We start from the raw sequence: 20,289 nt of genomic DNA, 5'->3' as shown, positions 1-20,289 counted from the left end.
AAATATTGTGATAAAATTATGTTGCCATTAAATAAGTGAGGTATTGTAAATGAATCTTAAACGAAGTTCAACAATGTTCTTAAAAGTAATTATTTTTCTTGCTGGAATTTCAGTGCTTGCTTTATGCATATTTTTAGTGCCGGAAATGGCGGATTTCACAGCGAATTTGTATCCTAACATTGCTCCGATAAAATATCTTGTTTTAATTGTACTGTATGTAGCAGCTGTGCCTTTTTACGTTGCTCTTTATCAGGCTTTCAATCTTTTACAGTACATTGATGAGAACACAGCGTTCTCGGAATTATCAGTAAAGGCGTTAAAGAATATAAAGCGCTGTGCAATTACAATCAGTGGTTTGTATGTATTAAGTTTGCCACTTTTTCATTTTATAGCGAAAAAAATGGACCCTCCTATTGGGTTAGTGGGACTCATTATCGTTTTTGCTTCGCTCGTTATCGCCGTTTTTGCTGCTATCCTCCAACGACTTCTACAAGAGGCAATTAACATAAAATCAGAAAATGATTTGACGGTCTGAGGTGGCGGATATGACAATCATTATTAATATTGACGTCATGTTAGCAAAACGAAAAATGAGTGTAACGGAGCTTTCGGAGAAGGTTGGAATTACGATGGCGAATCTTTCTATTTTGAAAAATGGGAAAGCAAAAGCGGTTCGTTTTTCAACATTAGAAGCGATATGTAAAGCTTTGGAGTGTCAGCCAGGGGATATTTTGGAGTATAAAAACGATGAGAATACTCAATAAAAACAGATAACAAATGTAAATAATAGAAGTCAATAAAGAAGGGATAGCCACTAAGCTATTCCTTCTTTACGTTAATTGCTGTTACTAATAAAAAATATAATTTGAATTGCAATGTTTGCGTATCAAAAGGGAACTTGCTACCTTTTGAGGTGATCCGTTTTGTGGAATACAATTATTTGCCAAAAAGGCTATTTTAACTATGTTTTAAATTATTTCGGGTGAATCAAAATTTTCATTTGTATTATAGTTGATTTAAAACCCAGTTTGTTGCATCTTCAAAGTTATCTGCAATGTAGTTTGGTTCAATATGTGCCCATTTGTCTCGGTACGTATGTAAAGCATCGTATCCAGCGCCTGTGCGCACCAATATCGTTATCGCATGCACTGTTGCTCCTGCAACGATATCGGTCCAGCGATCACCAATTACAGCGCATTTTGTTAAATCAAGCCCGTGTTTTTCAGCTGCTTGTAGCAGCATACCTGTACTTGGTTTACGACATTCACAACCATCACCGTGTTTGTGAGGACATACATAAATATCATCAAAACCGAAGCCTTCTAATTCTTGTACAAAATCGGCTACAGTTGCAATTCCATCTGCGATACCAGGTTGATTTGTGAAAGAGAAAATTTTTATATTTTGAGCTTTTAGTTTTTGCAAAGCTGCTTTTGTAAACGGAAATAATGTAAAAGATCCCGGATAATGTATTGTAGTGTCACCACCAATTGTACCGTCACGATCAATGAAAATTGCTTTAATGTTTGTCATAGTTATAGTCCCTTCAATTTATAAGTAGTTTAAAAATGTTTTACAAATCTGTAGCCATTTACTTCATATCCTAATTTTTTGTAAAAAGGATGAGCTTCTACTCTTTTTGTTCCACTAACTAGCCATGTGCCAATGCAATTATGTTTCTTTGCTAATTGCTCGGCATAATCCATCAACACTTGTCCAATGCCTTTCCGTCGTATGTTAGAATCAACGCTAATAATTGAAATCTCTCCATAACGTGTTACATCTTCTAAATTTTCACGTATACGAAATCCAAGTAACCCAAATATAGCTTCTTCTTCCTCGTAAACATATAAAAAATCAAACGGACTCATTTGTACGAATTGTAATCGGTTGTTCATATCTTCATAGGAAATAGAGGAACCTTTTAATTCTTTCGTTAAAGAACAAAGTGCGTCTATATCATCTATCGTTGCTTCACGAATTTGAAAAGACATATTATCCACTCCAATAAAATGTAATCAAACATTTAATATTCTGTTAAAAAATGTTTTTTCCTGCTATGAAAATAAATATTTTATAATGATATATAGATAGTTATATGTTATTCTTTTCCTTGATTGTATTAGAAATGGAAAGAAGGGGAATGCATGTTAAAAGTAAATATCCGCTCAGCTGGATATGAAATAGGCGAAAAAATAATTCATGATATAGCTTTTTCTATCGAAAAAGGTGAACTAGTTGCTCTTATTGGAGCAAATGGTGCTGGGAAGAGTACGACGATTAAAACGATACTCGGATTACTTGTAAATATGGACGGTGAAATATCATTCGGTGAAAAGAAAAATCCGTATGCATACGTACCAGAACATCCAACATACTATGATTACTTGACGCTCTGGGAACATATTGAATTATTAATGGCAGCTCGTGGAAGTGAAATGGGAAGTTGGGAAGAACGAGCGGAACAATTATTACATACTTTTCGAATGAATAAGCATAAACATGAGTATTTATCAAAATTTTCAAAAGGCATGAAACAAAAATCGATGCTAATATTGGCGTTTTTAACTGAGCCAGATTTTTATATCATTGACGAACCTTTTATCGGTTTAGATCCGGTAGCTACGAAAGAGTTTTTAAATTATTTATATAAAGAAAAAGAGCGCGGGGCAGGAATTTTATTTTGTACGCACGTATTAGATACTGCTGAAAAAATTTGTGAAAGATTTTTACTCATTTCACAAGGTACATTAGTCGCAGATGGACATTTAGAATCTATTCAAATATTAGCGGAAATGCCGGGTAGTTCATTATTAGACTGCTTTGATGTAATTGTAAGGCGTGAACAACATGATTAAACAACAATTTTATAAGAGATTACGCCATGAACTTGAGCGGAAATGGAAGTCTATACGTTCGGTAACAGATTGGACAGTCGCATTATATATTATTATTCCAGCACTTATATTTATGGGAATCTATTATCGATCGCTATGGATAAATGAATTATCAACGGAAGAGACGATTTATTTCGGATTAGGATTACTCGCATTTTATCTAGTAACATATCCAAGAGGAGTTCGTTCATTTTTTGAGCAAGCGGATAGTTTATTTTTAATTTCGTATGCAACACATATGCGAAAATTAGTCCAGTATGGCATGATGTACACATTTGTTCGAATAGCGATAACGAATATAATAGTAGTCGTTATTATGTTACCGGTGTTGATGAAAAGTATCGAAGTAACAGAGATACAAGTCCTATTATTTTGGGTATTCTTTACTATATTTCGGTTTATGTTGTCGTTGTTAACGAGATTTGTTCATGTACATGTGGGGAAACGATGGGTTTTATGGATTGTAAAAAATGTAGTATTTTCTATGAGCGTGTCCTTTTTTGGAATTAGTTTATTTTTTATTTATAAAAATCCGTTGTATTCAATTTTATTTATCGGTCTAGTAATTTTCTTAAGTAGTGTATTAGTAAAAGAGAAAATGAATTATAAAAAGTTCTTTTTTAAAGAAATCGAGAAAGAAAAGGAGGAAAGCATGCGCTGGACGAGCGGAATTATGCAAGTTGGTGGTCATGCGGCTAAACCGAGTAGTTCGAATAAAAAACCGTGGATGTTTCCGCGCTCTAAAAGACTTTTAGGGAAAAAAGCTGATTCTCGTATTGTCGAATCTTTTTTGAAAGAATTTTTCCGTACAAGTACTGCACGAATATTTTATATTCAAATTGTATGTATCAGTACTGCAAGTATAATTATGACTCCAAGGTGGATTGCAGCTATTGTTCTCGTATTTGCTGTAGTTGCAATTTCTCGCTATGCACGTGATTATTGGAATGAATTTACGAATAAGATGTTTCTTCGTTTATATTGTGATGAAGGGAAATTACTATTGTTAAGATGGAAGGCAGATCGTTATTTACTACTACCAGCAATACTTTTATATGGAATAGTTATACTTTCACAGTTTTATTTATTGCCAGCTGTGGTAGGCAGCGTTGTTTTTATTTTATTAATTGTATGGATTGTATTTCTACCATTAAAAAAGAGCCATTGACGGCTCTTTTTCTAGTCTGTAACACATTGATAAATAAAATATACTAAAACGAGTATGCTTGCGGCGGAATACATGACATCTAAAGTCATTCAAGTGCCTCCTCAATATCGTGGTATTAATATTGTATGAAATCTTACAATTTCATATTCAAGTGAAAAATATGTGAACGTTAACAAAATTGTAAAGTGCAAAAATTACAATCATTTTGTATAATAGAAGAAACCACCGTTATATAAAAAATAATGAGTGAAAGGGGAGGGAACATAAATGCCAAATTGGTTTAGAAAAACCTTAGTCGCATTAATTACCGTATTTACATTTGGTTTAGTGACGCCTCCTTCCATATTGCTTGATAATGCCAAAGCTGCGGACAAGCCTACGAGCACAGCTGGGCAACAAAGTTTGGAGAGTACGTCCTATACATATGAAGAAACGAATGACAGGTTAACCACCGATACTTTTATTACTTATGCGATGCAAGAAGCAGAGAAGCAGTCGATGCAAAAGTTTGGTACTAAAATTGGTCCAGTAATTGAAGATGAATTTAAAGATGTAATATTACCAAAGATTGAAGAGGCAATTGCTGAGCTTGCTAGTGATGTACCAGAAGATTCACTACAATCATTAGCGATTTCTCAAAAACCAGCTGGTGGGAATAATGAAAAGATTTTTCATGTCTACGATACGAAATCAGGAAATGATTTATTGCGTTTCCATGTAAGAAGAGATCATCCACCGCAAGATGGTTATTATTTTAATTTCCATTATCATCGTTTTGATGATGGATACTCAGGACATCATGAGTTAGGAAATATTTATTGGAATACGAATGTACCGCCGAAATGGCTTTCTTAAAAAGAACAAGAGAAAATCTTGTTCTTTTTTATTTTTATAGAAGGGACAGACAACCATGTTGTTGAATAACATAGGTTTAGAAAAAAGAAGCAAAGGGAGTATGGGAATGCAAAAATATATTGTTTTTGACTTTGATGGCACATTAGTAGATTCACAAAATATATTTGTACCAATTTATAATCAAATTGCTGAAAAGCACGGATATAAAACGGTAAGAGAAGAAGAAATTGAGTATTTACGCAAGTTAACGATGGCGGAGAGATGTAAACAACTCGATGTACCACTGTATAAACTACCGATATTAGCGCTGGAGTTTTATAAATTGTATCAACCTGCTATAAAAGATCTTATTTTGTTCCATGGGATGAAGGAAGTATTAGATGAACTACATAAAAAAGGCTACGGAATTGCAGTCATATCATCGAACTCAGAAGAGCATATTCGGGCGTTTTTACAAAAGAATGATATAGAAAATATACAAGAAGTGTATTGTTCTAAAAATTTGTTCGGTAAAGACAAGATGATAAAAAGATTTTTAAAATCGAAAAAGATAACAGAGAAAGATATGTTATATGTCGGTGATGAACAGCGAGACGTAGCAGCGTGTAAAAAGGCTGGAGTGAACGTAATTTGGGTATCTTGGGGATATGATGTTATTGAAACAGTGAAAAAAGATGCACCAGATTACATGGTTCATAAGCCGATGGAAATTGTGCAAGTAGTACAAGGAGCGTATTCTTAATATGAATACACTGCGAGCAGGCATTCATCATATTGAATTTTGGGTAGCAAATTTAGAGGAGTCCATTTCTTTTTATAATAAGTTGTTTTCCATAATTGGGTGGAGAAAGTTAAATGAAGTAGCATATAGCACAGGAGAAAGTGAAATATACTTTAAAGAAGTAGATGAGGAAATTGTAAGGACGTTAGGGCCTAGACATATTTGTTATCAAGCTATTCATAGAGAAGTAGTTGATGAAGTAGCAGATTTTCTTTCTAGTACGAAAGTGAAGGTAATACGTGGTCCAATTGAAATGAATCATTATTCGGAAGGTTACTATACGATTGATTTTTACGATCCGAATGGATTTATTGTAGAAGTTGCCTATACACCAAATGCAGAAATGTAAGGGGAATAGATATGAAGATAATTACAGCACGGCAAAGCAATATACAAATAGTAAAAGATGCAGCGAATATTGAAGAAATTTCTAAAGGTTTCTCTCCAGATAAGAAATATATAATTACGAATGCAAATAATGAAAAATATTTATTTCGGACAGGCGATATAAAAGAGTATGAAAGAAAGAAAATAGAGTTTCAAATTTTAAATGAAATGGTAAAACGTAACGTACAGGCACAAAGGCCAATTGAAATAGGTATATTGGAAGAAGAAGGTGTATGCTATAGTATTTTTTCATATTTAGAAGGGGAAGATGCGAAGAAGCTATTGCCTACGTATTCACCAAAAGAACAATATGATATTGGTATAGAGGCAGGAAAAGATTTAGCAAAAATGCATACATATGAAGCTCCTAATAATATACTTCCATGGTATGAAAGAGCTATGAAAAAATATAGTAAATATGTAGAGGCATATAAAACATGCGGAATAAACATAAAAAATGATGATAAAATCATAAAGTTTATTGAAGAAAATGAAATATATTTAAAGAACCGCCCGAATCGATTTCAACACGATGATTTTCACTTAGAAAATATAATTGTACGTGATGCGAGATATGTAGGTGTTGTTGATTTTAATGGCTACGACTGGGGCGACCCAATTCATGATTTCGTAAAAATTGCACTGTTTGCAAGGGATATTAGTATTCCGTATTCAATCGGACAAATAGAAGGATATTTTAATGGGAGAATACCAGAGGAGTTCTGGAATTTATATGCGGTGTACGTTGGCATGACAGTTTTCTCCTCAGTTGTCTGGACATTACTAGCAGCGCCGCATATGTTAGATGATATGTTAGAGCGTCTTACTATAGTTTTAGAGGATCATAATAACTTTGAGTTATCGAAGCCAATTTGGTTTCAACCAGATAAGATTGATATGACATAGAAAAGGTAGGTGTGATTCGCACCTACCTTTATTTTTTACCATCAAAATACTTATTTAATTTTCTTAAATGTAAGCGGCTGAGTACTTAATGTAGCTGGTACATGTAACTGAAGGGATGGGAATTCACCACTTACATTCATTTCATAAGCAAATAATAAGCTCATTTTCATTTGGAATAAGTCAACTTTTGTGGAGAAGATGTCGTAATGATGATGCCCTAATTGAATATCCATTTCCATAAATTGTACATATAACGAATCATCTCGTTTGTATACTTGTAATGTTCCGTATGCAGGATGTTCAAAAATACCAGTATAATCCTCTAACTTGTGCGAAGGTGTAGTCCCTTTAATTTGTTCAGGGAGGGATTCAGTTGCTTCTTTCATCATTTCCTTCATTTTTTTAGTATCTTCTACAGCACGTTTATGCCAATCAATGGATTCTAATTCAAGTAGTTCGTCATAAATTTGATTAGCGAGATAAGTAGGAAGTAATGTTCCTCCAGCATTCGTTAAAATGACAAGGCCTATGTTTTCTGTTGGTATGAATGAAACAAGCGCTGAAAATCCATCGATATTACCGCCATGATGAATCACTTTTTTACCACGATAAGCGCTAATAAACCAACCAAGACCGTAACTATTTAATGGAGATTCAGGGAGTGATAAAACCGGTTGGTCTGGAATTGAATTGTGTGGTGTATACATTTGTTGTAATAATTCAGAGGAGATTAATTCATGATCTCCAAATTTTCCTTCATTTAAGTGGAGAAGTACCCAATTTGCCATATCTTCAATTGTGGAATTAATACACCCAGCAGCGCCAACTGTATCGATGTTACGGAATGGAACTGCTTTTATTTCACCGTCATTTTCAATGTAAGGTAAAGCGTAATCATCTGTAGTTTGTGAATCGTTAACAGAGAAGTTTGTATGTCTCATATTTAAAGGTTCTAAAATATGTTCTGTAGTGTATTGCTCCCACGTTTGATTTGTAATGTTTTCAACAATGTAGCTAATTGTTGCATACATTAAGTTGTTATATAGAAATGCAGTCCGGAACGGTGCATCAAGTGGTAAATGTTTTATTTTTTCAACGAGATCTTTTCGAGATAAGGAAGAACTGTACCAAAGAGCCTCATGACGACTCACTCCAGTTCGATGAGAAGCTAAATCCCGTCCTGTAACTTGTGAGCTAGCAAGTAGTTCAGATAAAGTAAAGTTAGGTATATAAGACGGGACAGGAGCATCCCAATTAAACTTTTTTTGCTGTGCTAACAAGCTTAATGAAAGTGTACCAAACGCTTTCGTTGAGGAACCGATTGCGAATCGAGTATTCGGTGTAACAGCCTCTTTTGTTTCTATATTACGATAGCCGAAACCTTCTGAAAGAATAACTTCACCGTCTTTTATAACAGCGACAGCAACACCAGGAACATTTAAATCCTTCATCATTTTTTCAACCGTGGTTTGTAAAGAAGTCATAACAGGTGTTTCAATTTTAGACATATTTCTAACCTCCAAATATAAATTTTGATCTACCGCACTATACTTTCGGTAATAGAAAATGAAAACCTTTTAAAATATGGAAAGTTAATAATTTTGTAAGAATTAGCGCAAGAAATTTTATTAATTAAGATTATTAAATTTACCATTTTTCATGTTATGATAAATTCCATATACGATTGAAAGAAGGTTTTCCTACATATGAAACATGCTGAAAATGAATACTTAAATTTATGCCGCCATGTAATGGAACATGGTACGAAGAAAGAAGATCGTACAGGGACAGGAACTGTATCTGTATTTGGATATCAAATGCGTTTTGATTTGAGCAAAGGATTTCCTTTATTAACGACAAAAAGAGTACCATTTCGCCTTGTAGCAAGTGAACTACTTTGGTTTATGAAAGGTGATACAAATATTCGCTATTTATTGCAGCATAATAATAACATTTGGAATGAATGGGCGTTTAAGAGCTGGGTAGAAAGTGATGAGTATACTGGTCCTGACATGACTGATTTTGGTCTTCGCTCACAACAAGATGAAGAATTTAAAGTACAGTACGATGAGCAAATGGAATTGTTTAAAAAGAACGTTTTAGAAGATGATGAGTTCTCAAATAAATATGGTTATTTAGGAGACGTTTACGGTAAACAATGGCGTGCTTGGAAAACGACAGCTGGTGAGACACTTGATCAATTAAAAGATGTAATTGAAATGATTAAAAAAACACCAGACTCACGTCGTTTAATCGTTTCTGCTTGGAATCCTGAAGACGTACCGAGTATGGCATTACCGCCTTGTCATACATTATTCCAATTTTATGTAGCGGACGGAAAACTTTCTTGTCAGCTATATCAAAGAAGTGGTGACATATTCCTTGGAATTCCATTTAACATCGCAAGTTATTCACTACTAACACATTTAATTGCACATGAATGTGGTCTTGAAGTAGGAGAATTTGTTCATACAATTGGAGATGCACACATTTATACAAATCATTTTGAACAAGTAGAAAAGCAATTGGCACGTGAACCACGTCCATTCCCGAAACTTACATTAAATCCAGATGTGAAATCTGTGTTTGATTTTGAAATGGAAGATTTAACGATTGAAGGATACGATCCGCATCCAGCAATTAAAGCACCGGTTGCAGTATAATTGTAGAGGAGATGAAAAAATGATTGTTTCATTTATGGTCGCGATGGACGAAAATAGAGTAATTGGTAAAGATAATAATTTACCTTGGCGTTTACCGAGTGAATTACAATACGTGAAGAAAACAACGATGGGCCACCCGCTTATTATGGGAAGAAAGAACTATGAAGCGATTGGTAGACCACTGCCTGGAAGACGTAATATTATTGTAACTCGTAATGAAGGGTATCATGTTGAAGGCTGTGAAGTTGTTCATTCTGTAGAAGAAGTATTTGAACTATGTAAAAATGAAGAAGAGATTTTTATTTTTGGCGGAGCGCAAATTTACGATCTCTTTTTACCTTATGTAGACAAGTTATATATAACAAAAATCCATTATGCATTTGAAGGAGATACATTCTTCCCAGAAATGGATATGACAAATTGGAAAGAGATTTTTGTAGAAAAAGGTTTAACGGATGAAAAAAACCCGTATACGTATTATTACCATGTATATGAGAAGCAACAATAATAAAAAAGATTGATGTGAGAATTCACATCAATCTTTTTATTTGTATTCACCAATATAAGTTTATAGATGAGATTCGATAGTGCTATAATGATAGGTAGCATGTAAAAATGCTAAAATTTTCAAAAGTACTAATATAGAAAGAGGAGGAGAATCGATTGAGAAAGATATGGGGGATTCTTTTTCTTTGCTTAACATTCATGTTAGTTGGATGTGGTAAAGAAGAAAAACCACAAGAAGCGTTTGATACATATGTAAAAGCGTGGAATAAACAAAAATTTGCAGATATGTATGATCAACTATCAAAAAATGCAAAAAAAGATATTTCAAAGAAAGAGTTTACTGAGAAATATGAAAAAATTTATTCTGGTATCGAAGTGAAAGACTTAAAGGTAGAAACAGGGGAAGTAAAAGAAGATAAAAAAGATGAAGGTCCTGTTCCTTTTAAAGTAAGCATGGATACAGTTGGTGGTAAAATCACATTTGGTCATGAAGCAAAAATGGTGAAAGAAAAAGATGGAGATAAAGAATCTTGGAAAATAGATTGGACTCCTGATTTTATTTTCCCTGGCATGACGAAAGATAGTAAAGTGCGTATGCAGACAACACAGCCAAAACGTGGTGAAATATACGATCGTAATGGAAAAGGTCTTGCAACGAATGGGAAAGCTTCTGAAATCGGATTGATTCCTGAAAAGTTAGGCGATACTGCTCCGCAAACGAAAGAAACAGTAGCGAAGTTATTAAATATGTCTGTAGAAGAAATTGATCAAAAATTAGCTGCTAAATGGGTAAAACCAGGGTATCTCGTACCAATTGGAATTTTGCCTGAAGGGGCAACACAAAATACGTACATTGATTTACCAGGTGTTTCAACAAAACCTGTAAATGTTCGTACATATCCGTTAGGGGAAGCGGCAGCTCATCTGACTGGTTATATTGGAAAGGTAAATGCTGAAGATTTAAAAACGCTACAAAAGAAAGGCTATCAAGCTGATGACCCAGTTGGTAAAGCTGGCTTAGAGCAAGTATTAGAGGAAAAGCTACGCGGTAAAAAAGGTGGCCGTGTCTTTGTAGAAGATGCGCAAGGAAAAGAAATTAAAAATTTAGCAAAAACAGATGCTGTTGATGGAGAAAATGTAACTTTAACTATTGATAGTGTTGTTCAAGAAAAAACGTATAATGAAATGAAGGGCGAAGCTGGTTCAAGTGCAGCAATTAATCCGAAAAGTGGAGAAACAATTGCACTAGTAAGTAGTCCAGCATATGATCCTAATATAATTGCACGAGGGACATCGAAGGCACAACGCGAAGCTTGGAATAATGATCCGAAAAAACCAATGACAAATCGCTTTACACAATTGTCGGTACCAGGTTCTGTATTTAAACCAATTACAGCTGCAATTGGTCTTGAAACGAAAACGATTGATCCAAAAGAAGAGTTGAAAATTGAAGGATTAAAATGGACAAAAGATTCTTCTTGGGGTAATTACTATGTAACGCGTGTGAAAGATGCAAATCCGATTGATTTTGATAAGGCGATGAAATACTCGGATAATATTTACTTCGCACAAGAAGCTTTAAAAATCGGAAAAGACAAGTTTATGAGTGAAGCAAAAAAATTCGGATTCGATGAGAAACTACCAATTGAATATGGATTCCCTGCTTCTAAAATTGCAAATGACGGCATTAAAAATGATATTCAAATGGCAGATACGGGATATGGACAAGGACAAGTATTAATGACTCCTCTTCATTTAGCTTTAACGTATGCGCCGATTGTAAATGATGGAACGATTCCGTCACCGTATATTATTAAAACAGATAAACAACCAAAAGCTTGGAAAGAAAATGTAATTTCTAAAGGAAATCAGGATATATTAAAAACTGCAATGACGAAAGTAATTAATGATCCAGATGGTACAGGGAAAATTGCTAAAATTGATGGTATGACTCTTGCTGGAAAAACAGGTACAGCGGAATTAAAAGTATCAAAAGAGGCCGAAGGAAAAGAACTAGGTTGGTTCGCTGCATTTGATTTAAATTCACCAGATATGGTCATTACAATGATGATTGAAGATGTAAAAGGTAGAGGCGGGAGTAATATTCCAGCTGAAAAAGTAAAACATGTATTTCAAAAATAATATGTAATAGAAGGCTATCTCTATAAGTTGTAGAGGTAGCCTTTTTATACGAAAGAATTCTTAATATCTGTATACTAAATTTTAAGGAAACAAAGTAAATCATTAACTTACGAAAAAAAAGTAGCTATTTTTTATTGACATTGATTAAAACTTTTTGTATTATACTTACATAAGGTAAGTTATTAACTTTTAAAAAACAAATCTTGAATTAAAGATAAAGAGAAAAAAGGGAGAGAATACAATGACAAAAGTACTATTTATCACAGCAAATCCAAATTCAGCAGAAGGTTCTTTCGGAATGGCAGTAGGGGAGGCTTTCATCGAAGCTTATAAAAACGAACATCCACAAGACGAAGTTGTAACAATTGATTTATTCAACACTACAGTACCAGCAATTGATGCAGATGTATTTGCTGCTTGGGGTAAATTTGCAGCAGGTGAAGGCTTTGAAGCTTTAACTGAAGTTCAACAACAAAAAGTAGCAGCAATGAACACAAACTTAGAAACATTTATGAATGCAGATCGTTATGTATTCGTAACTCCAATGTGGAACTTTAGCTATCCACCAGTAGTAAAAGCATACTTAGATAACGTAGCAATCGCAGGTAAAACATTCAAATATACTGAAAATGGTCCAGTCGGCTTATTAGAAGGTAAAAAAGCACTTCACATTCAAGCAACAGGTGGCGTATATTCTGAAGGAGCATACGCAGCTGTAGACTTCGGTCGCAATCACTTAAAGACTGTATTAGGATTTGTCGGTGTGAATGATACTGAATATATCGCAGTTGAAGGTATGAATGCAAACCCTGAAAAAGCACAAGAAATTAAAGAAGCAGCAATTGCTAATGCTCGTGAATTAGCAAAACGTTTCTAATATAGAATGCTTAAAAAGTCCGAACACTTGCTGTTTGGACTTTTTTTCTTCTTTTTCCTTCGTTTGTCTAGTATAATGAAGGTCGGAATGATAATAGGTGGGGGTTCTGTATGATTCAAACGTTTTTTAAAATCTTTTATTTAATTTTAATCGTAATTGCGATTACACCAAGAATGTGGCGTCTTAAAAGACAAGTAAATACGATGGCGCCAAAAGAAAAAGACAATGCTGTGTATAAAACGACAAATTGGTTTGGTAAGAAAATGGTACGTGTAGCTGGAGGGGCAGTAGAAGTGAAAGGACTTGAAAATGTTCCGAAAGACAAGCCAGTACTAGTTGTAAGTAATCACCAAAGTAATATGGATATCCCTGTTTTACTAGGTTACTTAAATAAACCAATTGGATTCGTTTCAAAGGCAGAGATTAAAAAGTTCCCAGTTGTACCAACTTGGATGGAACTTATGAATTGCGTATTTATGGATCGTAGCGATCGTCGTCAATCTCTTCAAGCGATTAAAGATGGAATTGAACTATTAAAGAATGGACATTCTATCGTAATTTTCCCTGAAGGAACGAGAAGTAAGGGCGGCGAAGTTGGAGAGTTTAAGGCTGGTAGTTTTCATCTTGCAGTAAAGTCAGGTGTAGCAATTTTACCTGTAACGTTAGATGGTACATATAAGATGTTTGAAGCGAATGGAAATCGTATGAAGCCAGCTCATGCAACAGTAACAATTTCTAAGCCGATTACATCTGAAGATTATGCGAATATGGATATTAAAGAATTAACGAAGCATACACAGGAAGTTATCGCATCACAATTACATAAGTAATAAAAAAGGATTCAGCTTATAGTAAGCTGAATCCTTTTTTATTATGCTGTAGGTAAGACATAAAAGAGTACACAGAAGAACATCATCGCACTACCACCCAAAACGAACAGGTGCCATATGGCATGGTTGAAAGGTAGCTTTTCCCAAAGGAAGAATATAGCTCCGACAGAATATAAAATTCCACCTGCTAAAAGTAGTGAAAAACCATGTCCAGTTAGATTTTCATAAAGTGGTTTAATGGCAACGATTATGAGCCAACCCATAATGATGTAACATAAAGTTGAAGCCTTTATAAAGCGACGTACAAAGAAAATTTTGAAGACGATACCTCCGATTGCTAGTGTCCATATTATAGCAAGCAACGTCCATCCTAATGGGCCACGAAGTGTAATAAGTAGAAAAGGAGTATACGTGCCAGCAATCAATAAGTAAATGGCTGAATGATCTAAAATAGTAAATATTTTTTCTACTTTAGGATGATGAATGCTATGTAGCAATGTTGAAAACAAGTACAGTAAGAACATGCTTACACCATAAACAGTAAATGCAACTACAGCTGATGCGGTACCGTGCTTAGAAGCATGAATAATCAATATGATTAAGGCAGGGATGCTTAAAATGGCACCGATACCATGTGTAATTGCATTTGCAATTTCTTCTTTTACAAATTGGGTCATTCGTGTCATTTTTTCAGTCATAATGCAAATCCTTTCTACTATCATAAAATAATATGTCATTTCCCTTACCATATCATACACAAGAGCAATAGAAAATGAAATTTGTATAATTGATTATATTTTTGAATTTTTTTGACAAAAGACAATGGATTTGTTGACGTTTTCAAACTTTTTTGACAAAATAAAATTATGTAATAGTAGGACAAGGAAACTACTAATAAAGGGGATGGGGAAATGTTTTCAAATATTGGCTTTCCAGGGTTAATTTTAATTTTAGTAGCAGTACTCATTTTATTTGGACCTAAAAAATTGCCGGAAATCGGGAAGGCTTTAGGGGAAACGTTAAAAGAGTTTAAAAAATCAACGAAAGAATTGACAGATGACGCATTTCAAGAAAAGGAAAAGAAAGAAAAAATGTAGTGTATTTTTCTTGTAATGGATAAATAAAGTGTGGTGAACGAGATGGAAGATCGGGAAATGAGCGTAGTAGAACATATTGTTGAGCTTCGAAAAAGAGTAATATATACGGTGTTATCCTTTGTACTATTTTTAATTATTGGATTTACTTTTACAAAGGATATTTATTTTTGGCTTGTAAAAGATTTACCAATGAAATTAACTGTTCTCGGTCCAAGTGATGTATTGTGGATTTTTTTCTCGATTGCTACAGTATTTGCTATCGTTTGTACAATTCCTTTTGCTGCTATACAAATTTGGTTATTTGTAAAACCGGGTTTACATCCAAATGAACAAAAGATGACAATAATGTATATACCGGTATTGTCTATATTATTTCTCGCAGGTTTATGTTTTGGATATTTCATTGTAATGCCGTTTCTATTTCACTTTTTAACTACGATAGGTAATGAAATGTTTAATACGATGTTTACGACAGAAAAGTATTTTCATTTTGTACTTAATTTAACAGTTCCATTTGCTGTGATTTTTGAATTGCCAGTCGTTGTAATGTTTTTAACTAGTATTGGAATACTTACGGCGGAATTTTTAATAAAAATAAGAAGGTATGCTTACGTAGCATTAATTATCATTGCATCTTGTATATCACCGCCAGACTTTTTATCTCATAGTTTAGTTGCAGTGCCGCTTATTTGTATTTATGAAGTAAGTATTGCGTTATCAAAGGTTGTTAGTAAGAGGAAAAAGAAAAGAGAAGAAATGCAGTCGAAAAGTGCCTCGTTATAAAGGCACTTTTTTATTTATTTGTTATACTATAGCTATAAACGTATACAATATATAGAAGAAAAAAATTATAGAATCTCCAAAATTTAGACAAACTTTGCGCTTTTATAAGCTTATACTAAATGTATTAAACAATTGATGGATAATGAGATTCCCGTCTCAGAGATATTTAGGACGGGAAGGTGAATTAGGTGGAGATGAATAGAGTATAAATCTTCTAGCCATAAGGACTACAGAAATCATATAAGTCTGATTTTACTCCACTTTAAACAACGTGTTACAGCGCAAAGTAGAGGAAGTTCAAAAATCCAATGAAAAAGAGGATTGATATTGTGATTACGAAAAGTTTTTATTTCACTCATTCAACAGGGGATTGCATTAAAATATTCGAAATCCCTGTCCTACAGGCACAGCATCCATTATCGTTTCTAATTCAGTCTCGTCTTCAATTATTTATTGCAAAAATTCAAAGACAAAAACACCCAAGATTTTCGTATTCTTTCCGTGAATATTTACAAAATTGTTTGAAGTGGAATGATTATTTAAATGTATATAAAACAAATACCCTTGAAAAAAATGCATGATACGAAGTACGGACAGGGTTAGTAAACTCTGTCTTTTTCATTTTAGATATGAAAATATAATTAATTTGATGAAATTTCGTTCCAAATTGTTGAAAGCAATGGGAATACTAGTATAATAACAAGGAGAGCGTATTGGAAAGGGAAGAAGTATAGTATGCAAAAAATTAAAATTGTAACAGATTCAACGGCAGATTTATCACAAGACGTAATCGAAAAGTATGACATTCATGTTTTACCATTATCAATCTCTGTAAATGGACAAACATATTTAGATCGCGTTGATTTACAACCTGACGAATTTATTGAAGAAATGATTAAATCAGAGGAATTACCAAAAACATCACAACCAGCTATGGGTACATTTGTAGAAATGTATGACAAGCTAGGGGAAGATGGAAGCGAAGTCCTTTCTATCCATATGACAAGTGGAATGAGCGGTACTGTAGCAACTGCAAATAGCGCTGCATCAATGACTGATACAAAAGTAACAGTTGTTGATTCTCAATTTATTACACATGCTTTAGCATATCAAGTAATTGAAGCTGCAAAAATGGCAAATGACGGACGCTCACTAGAAGAAATTTTAAAACGTGTAGATGAAGTAAGAAAGAATACTCGTTTATATGTAGTAGTGGATACATTAGAAAACTTAGTGAAGGGTGGACGTATCGGTAAAGGAAAAGCGTTTATCGGTTCGCTACTTAATATAAAGCCAATTGCTAGTCTTGAAGACGGTGTTTATAATCCTGTAACGAAAGTTCGTAGCCAAGGCCAAATTGTAAAAACATTAGCTAAGTTATTTGAGCAAGATACGGCTGGAAAAGTCGTAAAAGCTGTTGCAATTCCGCATGCGAAAGCAATTCCTTTAGCTGAAAGTATGAAAGCGGCGGTTGAAAAAGTGAGTGGATTTGCTCAATCAGAAATTTTCTATACAACGCCTATTATTAGTACTCATACAGGTCCGGGCGCAATCGGATTTATGTATTTAGCAGAGTAATAAAAAAGCTACTTGAAAATATATTTCAAGTAGCTTTTTTATGTAAATAGAAAGTAAGAAATAAGAAGAGCTACACAGGCACTACCGCTAATGATATAGCGAGTCTGTAAATATTCATTCATAGAAAACACCCTTTATCCCGCTATTTGCGGACAGTAAAACTCTCTACCTCAAATTTAGCTGGAGCAAAGAGGTTAGGTAGCGGGCTGCCCGTAAAAGCTTGATTGGTGAAGGCAAATAATCAGTGGGGATGAAGAAATCCCACTAATTAAAGTTTCACTATAGGATTTTCTATATTATATGTTGGATATAGAAAATCAGTCATTACGTTACACATGTAAAGTTTCAATTTTTTCGTTTATTTGCTTATCATTTGTTGCGTTACTATAAATAAAAGTTTGACCTAAAAAGAGTACATGCAGTTGTTCCCACGGTAACATGCGCAAATTCCAATTATTTCGAAGTCTAGTTATTGCTTCACGAGGTGTTTCATCGGCGAGTGCAAAAGCTCCGTAATGCATTGGTATAAAATGTGTAGCGTTTAAATCTAAATAAGCTTGCACCGCCTCTTCAGGTGAAACATGAGATACTTTCATAAACCATTCTGGTTCATAAGCGCCAATGGGCATAAGAGCAATATCAATAAAAAAGCGTTCACCAATTTCTTTGAAACCTTGGAAATAGCCACTGTCGCCACAAAAATATATGGTTTCCATAGTCGTTTCATTATCAATAATCCATCCGCCCCAGTGAGACGTATTCATATCAAATAAGAATCTTCTCGTCCAGTGCTGAGCAGGTACGAAGTGAAAAGAAACTTCGTTAATTATCGTACTTTCCCACCATTTATACTCTTCTACATGTTTAAATTTCTTACGAGTAAATAATTTTTTTAATCCAATAGGTACAAGATATAGAACATCATCATTCAACTGACGAAGAGTTGAAAAATCTAAATGATCATAATGACCATGTGAAATAAGGACAATATCAATTTTAGGTAGTGCTTCTATAGAGAGTCCAGGTTCTGTAAGTCTTGGAACTAGCTTTAATTTATTAGCCCATACTGGATCTGTTAATATATTAAGTCCATTCGTTTGGATAAGAAAAGTGGAATGCCCAATCCATGTGATAGTCGTTTTTTCAACATTACTTTGCAAAAATGCACTTTGTTTAACGGGTGATTGTTCTACTAAGAAAGAAAAATCTTTTTTGTTTTGCTTTCGTTCTTTACGCCAGCGTAAAAAAGAGCGAATTGATTTTTTTGTACTAACATTATCCATATTTTCATAGCGCTTTGCCATGAACATCACCTCATTTAAAATCGTTGTATTTGTATTGTACCGAAATGTTGTTAAGGAATACAGTGTAAAACATGGATTAATGTTTAAGGAATTGTTAAAAAATAGGGAGAGGTATTTACAAAAGTAACAATAAAATTAGTTTTATCACTTTTATTTAGAGAAATAATAGTAAAAAAATATATTTTGTCTAGTAATTCGCTTGAAATAAAGAAGTAACATACGTAAATTCGTACGATTTCGTGAACAAATGTAGTAAACAATTTTCTCGTAGTGTTAACTTTTGTTATTATAAACATAACCTATTTAAATTTAGGATAGAGAAAAGAGGTTTATAAATGAAGCGTTATCAAAAAATAATTGGTCTTATGGTTGTATTTTGTCTCTTTGTACTTGCTGGATGTAGTGAATCAGGTTCAAAGCTTCGTAAACCATTAAATTGGGATTTAGAAACCTTCCAATTTACAAATCAAGATGGAAAGCAATTTGGTACAAAAGATTTAAAAGGGAAAGTTTGGGTTGCAGATTTTATGTTCACAAATTGTCAGACAGTTTGTCCACCAATGACTGCAAATATGGCCAAGCTTCAAAAGATGGCAAAAGAAGAGAAATTAGACGTTCAGTTTGTTTCATTTAGTGTAGATCCAGACCTTGATAAGCCAGAAAATCTGAAAGCTTTTATTCAAAAGTTTACAGAGGATACTAGTAACTGGAATTTATTAACGGGGTATTCGTTAGAAGATATTACAAAGTTTTCAAAAGATAATTTCCAATCACTTGTAGATAAGCCGGAGAACGGTCAGGTCATGCATGGTACATCATTTTATTTAATTGATCAAAACGGAAAAGTAATGAAAAAGTATAGTGGCATTAGTAATACGCCATACGAAGACATTATACGTGATATGAAGCGATTAGTGGGTTAAAAATAAGGGTGCATAGCACCCTTATTTTTTTGTATTAGTCTATCGATAAAATGTCATGTTGCTGGGGAAGTTTCGGCGCCCGAATTTCTAATACGCCATTTTGATAAGAAGCTTTTGCCGCTTTTTTATTAATTGAATACGGCAATTTAATCAATCTTGATGCTTCTGAAATGGAACGTTCTCGGCGATAATAGTTATGGGATGTTTGTTCTTCTTCCTCTTCAAGTATCTCTTCTTTTACAGAGACTTTTAAGTATTCACTTTGTATTTCAATTTGGATTTGTTCTTTTTGTATACCTGGTAGTTCAGCTGTAACAACGAGTTCTTCACCAACTTCATATAAATCTACAGGGAATGTTAATAAACGGTTTCCTTTTTGGAAAAAATGATTTAAATCAGCGATTACATTGCGAAGAGGTGTTTGCTCGAAGAAATCATCAATTTGCTTTAAGTAATTACGAACCGGTGGGCGAGAAGAATCTTTTTTTTCTTCACTCATGGTATTCCCTCCTAGAAATCAATTTGCAATATCATATGACAAAAGCGGAGAAAGGTGAGTGCCTAGTTTTCATGTTTTCATAAAAAATTGTT

24 protein-coding genes are annotated in these 20,289 nt (G+C 33.9%); 18 read left to right on the top strand and 6 right to left on the bottom strand.

Annotation, left to right across the window (positions count from 1 at the left end):
• Nucleotides 1-49: 49 nt before the first annotated feature.
• Both B9A45_RS18935 and B9A45_RS18930 read left to right on the top strand, forming a co-directional pair.
• Nucleotides 50-535, top strand: a complete 486-nt coding sequence (locus B9A45_RS18935) for a DUF2975 domain-containing protein (protein ID WP_001050143.1) — start codon at nt 50-52, stop codon at nt 533-535.
• Nucleotides 536-545: 10 nt separating this feature from the next.
• Nucleotides 546-764: a helix-turn-helix domain-containing protein gene (locus B9A45_RS18930; RefSeq protein ID WP_000152534.1), complete on the top strand. Its 219-nt coding sequence runs from the start codon at nt 546-548 to the stop codon at nt 762-764.
• Nucleotides 765-1,005: 241 nt separating this feature from the next.
• On the opposite strand, the gene B9A45_RS18925 is transcribed toward B9A45_RS18930, so the two are convergent.
• Both B9A45_RS18925 and B9A45_RS18920 read right to left on the bottom strand, forming a co-directional pair.
• Nucleotides 1,006-1,533, bottom strand: a complete 528-nt coding sequence (locus B9A45_RS18925) for an HAD-IIIA family hydrolase (RefSeq protein WP_000181777.1) — start codon at nt 1,531-1,533, stop codon at nt 1,006-1,008.
• Nucleotides 1,534-1,562: 29 nt separating this feature from the next.
• Nucleotides 1,563-1,994: a GNAT family N-acetyltransferase gene (locus tag B9A45_RS18920; RefSeq protein WP_000009776.1), complete on the bottom strand. Its 432-nt coding sequence runs from the start codon at nt 1,992-1,994 to the stop codon at nt 1,563-1,565.
• A gap of 153 nt (nt 1,995-2,147) precedes the next feature.
• Between B9A45_RS18920 and B9A45_RS18915 the strand changes: the two genes are divergently transcribed.
• From B9A45_RS18915 to B9A45_RS18890, 6 genes are all read left to right on the top strand, one after another.
• The gene (locus B9A45_RS18915) at nt 2,148-2,858 is read left to right on the top strand and encodes an ABC transporter ATP-binding protein (RefSeq protein WP_000921902.1); all 711 of its coding nucleotides are present in this window, start codon (nt 2,148-2,150) and stop codon (nt 2,856-2,858) included.
• Nucleotides 2,851-4,065 (top strand): ABC transporter permease, encoded by a 1,215-nt coding sequence (locus B9A45_RS18910; protein WP_000595442.1) that lies wholly within the window; start codon nt 2,851-2,853, stop codon nt 4,063-4,065. The genes B9A45_RS18915 and B9A45_RS18910 overlap by 8 nt, the downstream gene beginning before the upstream one ends.
• Before the next feature lie 267 nt (nt 4,066-4,332).
• Nucleotides 4,333-4,920 (top strand): YpjP family protein, encoded by a 588-nt coding sequence (locus B9A45_RS18905; protein ID WP_001134421.1) that lies wholly within the window; start codon nt 4,333-4,335, stop codon nt 4,918-4,920.
• A gap of 106 nt (nt 4,921-5,026) precedes the next feature.
• A complete protein-coding gene (locus B9A45_RS18900) occupies nt 5,027-5,662 on the top strand; it encodes an HAD family hydrolase (RefSeq protein ID WP_001987851.1) in 636 nt (211 codons plus the stop codon).
• Nucleotide 5,663: 1 nt separating this feature from the next.
• Nucleotides 5,664-6,050 (top strand): VOC family protein, encoded by a 387-nt coding sequence (locus tag B9A45_RS18895; protein ID WP_001094668.1) that lies wholly within the window; start codon nt 5,664-5,666, stop codon nt 6,048-6,050.
• Between the two features lie 11 nt (nt 6,051-6,061).
• Nucleotides 6,062-6,994: an aminoglycoside phosphotransferase family protein gene (locus B9A45_RS18890; RefSeq protein WP_030025521.1), complete on the top strand. Its 933-nt coding sequence runs from the start codon at nt 6,062-6,064 to the stop codon at nt 6,992-6,994.
• A gap of 50 nt (nt 6,995-7,044) precedes the next feature.
• Here B9A45_RS18890 and B9A45_RS18885 read toward each other — a convergent pair whose 3' ends face one another.
• On the bottom strand, nt 7,045-8,502 hold the full coding sequence (locus tag B9A45_RS18885; protein ID WP_058839553.1) for a serine hydrolase: 1,458 nt from the start codon (nt 8,500-8,502) through the stop codon (nt 7,045-7,047).
• A 198-nt stretch (nt 8,503-8,700) separates the two neighbouring features.
• Here B9A45_RS18885 and B9A45_RS18880 point away from each other — a divergent pair, with 198 nt between their 5' ends.
• The 5 genes from B9A45_RS18880 (at nt 8,701) to B9A45_RS18860 (ending at nt 14,013) form a co-directional block, all read left to right on the top strand.
• Entirely contained in the window at nt 8,701-9,657 is a 957-nt protein-coding gene (locus B9A45_RS18880) for a thymidylate synthase (protein ID WP_000679609.1), read from the top strand.
• Nucleotides 9,658-9,676: 19 nt separating this feature from the next.
• Nucleotides 9,677-10,165, top strand: coding sequence for a dihydrofolate reductase (locus B9A45_RS18875; protein ID WP_000637207.1), 489 nt, complete (start codon nt 9,677-9,679; stop codon nt 10,163-10,165).
• Between the two features lie 155 nt (nt 10,166-10,320).
• Nucleotides 10,321-12,306, top strand: a complete 1,986-nt coding sequence (gene pbpC / locus B9A45_RS18870; RefSeq protein ID WP_016117734.1) for a penicillin-binding protein 3 — start codon at nt 10,321-10,323, stop codon at nt 12,304-12,306.
• A gap of 241 nt (nt 12,307-12,547) precedes the next feature.
• Nucleotides 12,548-13,183 carry an FMN-dependent NADH-azoreductase gene (locus B9A45_RS18865; protein WP_000170025.1) on the top strand — a complete coding sequence of 212 codons (636 nt, stop codon included), beginning with the start codon at nt 12,548-12,550 and terminating at the stop codon, nt 13,181-13,183.
• A gap of 110 nt (nt 13,184-13,293) precedes the next feature.
• A complete protein-coding gene (locus B9A45_RS18860) occupies nt 13,294-14,013 on the top strand; it encodes a lysophospholipid acyltransferase family protein (protein ID WP_084064528.1) in 720 nt (239 codons plus the stop codon).
• A 41-nt stretch (nt 14,014-14,054) separates the two neighbouring features.
• Here B9A45_RS18860 and B9A45_RS18855 read toward each other — a convergent pair whose 3' ends face one another.
• Complete coding sequence (locus B9A45_RS18855; RefSeq protein WP_000136889.1) at nt 14,055-14,711, bottom strand: PAQR family membrane homeostasis protein TrhA; 657 nt, start codon at nt 14,709-14,711, stop codon at nt 14,055-14,057.
• Between the two features lie 213 nt (nt 14,712-14,924).
• Here B9A45_RS18855 and B9A45_RS18850 point away from each other — a divergent pair, with 213 nt between their 5' ends.
• From B9A45_RS18850 to B9A45_RS18835, 4 genes are all read left to right on the top strand, one after another.
• On the top strand, nt 14,925-15,110 hold the full coding sequence (locus B9A45_RS18850) for a twin-arginine translocase TatA/TatE family subunit (protein WP_000492443.1): 186 nt from the start codon (nt 14,925-14,927) through the stop codon (nt 15,108-15,110).
• A 42-nt stretch (nt 15,111-15,152) separates the two neighbouring features.
• Nucleotides 15,153-15,893: a twin-arginine translocase subunit TatC gene (gene tatC / locus B9A45_RS18845; RefSeq protein ID WP_000390120.1), complete on the top strand. Its 741-nt coding sequence runs from the start codon at nt 15,153-15,155 to the stop codon at nt 15,891-15,893.
• Between the two features lie 329 nt (nt 15,894-16,222).
• Complete coding sequence (locus B9A45_RS18840) at nt 16,223-16,474, top strand: DUF2535 family protein (protein WP_000629013.1); 252 nt, start codon at nt 16,223-16,225, stop codon at nt 16,472-16,474.
• A gap of 154 nt (nt 16,475-16,628) precedes the next feature.
• Entirely contained in the window at nt 16,629-17,471 is an 843-nt protein-coding gene (locus B9A45_RS18835) for a DegV family protein (RefSeq protein WP_001169470.1), read from the top strand.
• Between the two features lie 329 nt (nt 17,472-17,800).
• Here B9A45_RS18835 and B9A45_RS18830 read toward each other — a convergent pair whose 3' ends face one another.
• Nucleotides 17,801-18,775 carry an MBL fold metallo-hydrolase gene (locus B9A45_RS18830; RefSeq protein WP_084064525.1) on the bottom strand — a complete coding sequence of 325 codons (975 nt, stop codon included), beginning with the start codon at nt 18,773-18,775 and terminating at the stop codon, nt 17,801-17,803.
• Between the two features lie 335 nt (nt 18,776-19,110).
• Between B9A45_RS18830 and B9A45_RS18825 the strand changes: the two genes are divergently transcribed.
• Nucleotides 19,111-19,698: an SCO family protein gene (locus B9A45_RS18825; RefSeq protein ID WP_000833335.1), complete on the top strand. Its 588-nt coding sequence runs from the start codon at nt 19,111-19,113 to the stop codon at nt 19,696-19,698.
• Between the two features lie 34 nt (nt 19,699-19,732).
• Here the strand turns inward: B9A45_RS18825 and B9A45_RS18820 are convergent, their stop codons facing one another.
• Entirely contained in the window at nt 19,733-20,197 is a 465-nt protein-coding gene (locus tag B9A45_RS18820; protein ID WP_001288085.1) for an Hsp20/alpha crystallin family protein, read from the bottom strand.
• Nucleotides 20,198-20,289: the final 92 nt, after the last annotated feature.

Origin of the sequence: Bacillus sp. JKS001846, from assembly GCF_900176455.1 — a bacterium.
Taxonomy (GTDB): domain Bacteria; phylum Bacillota; class Bacilli; order Bacillales; family Bacillaceae_G; genus Bacillus_A; species Bacillus_A cereus.
This window is presented reverse-complemented; position numbering and strand designations above follow the sequence as displayed.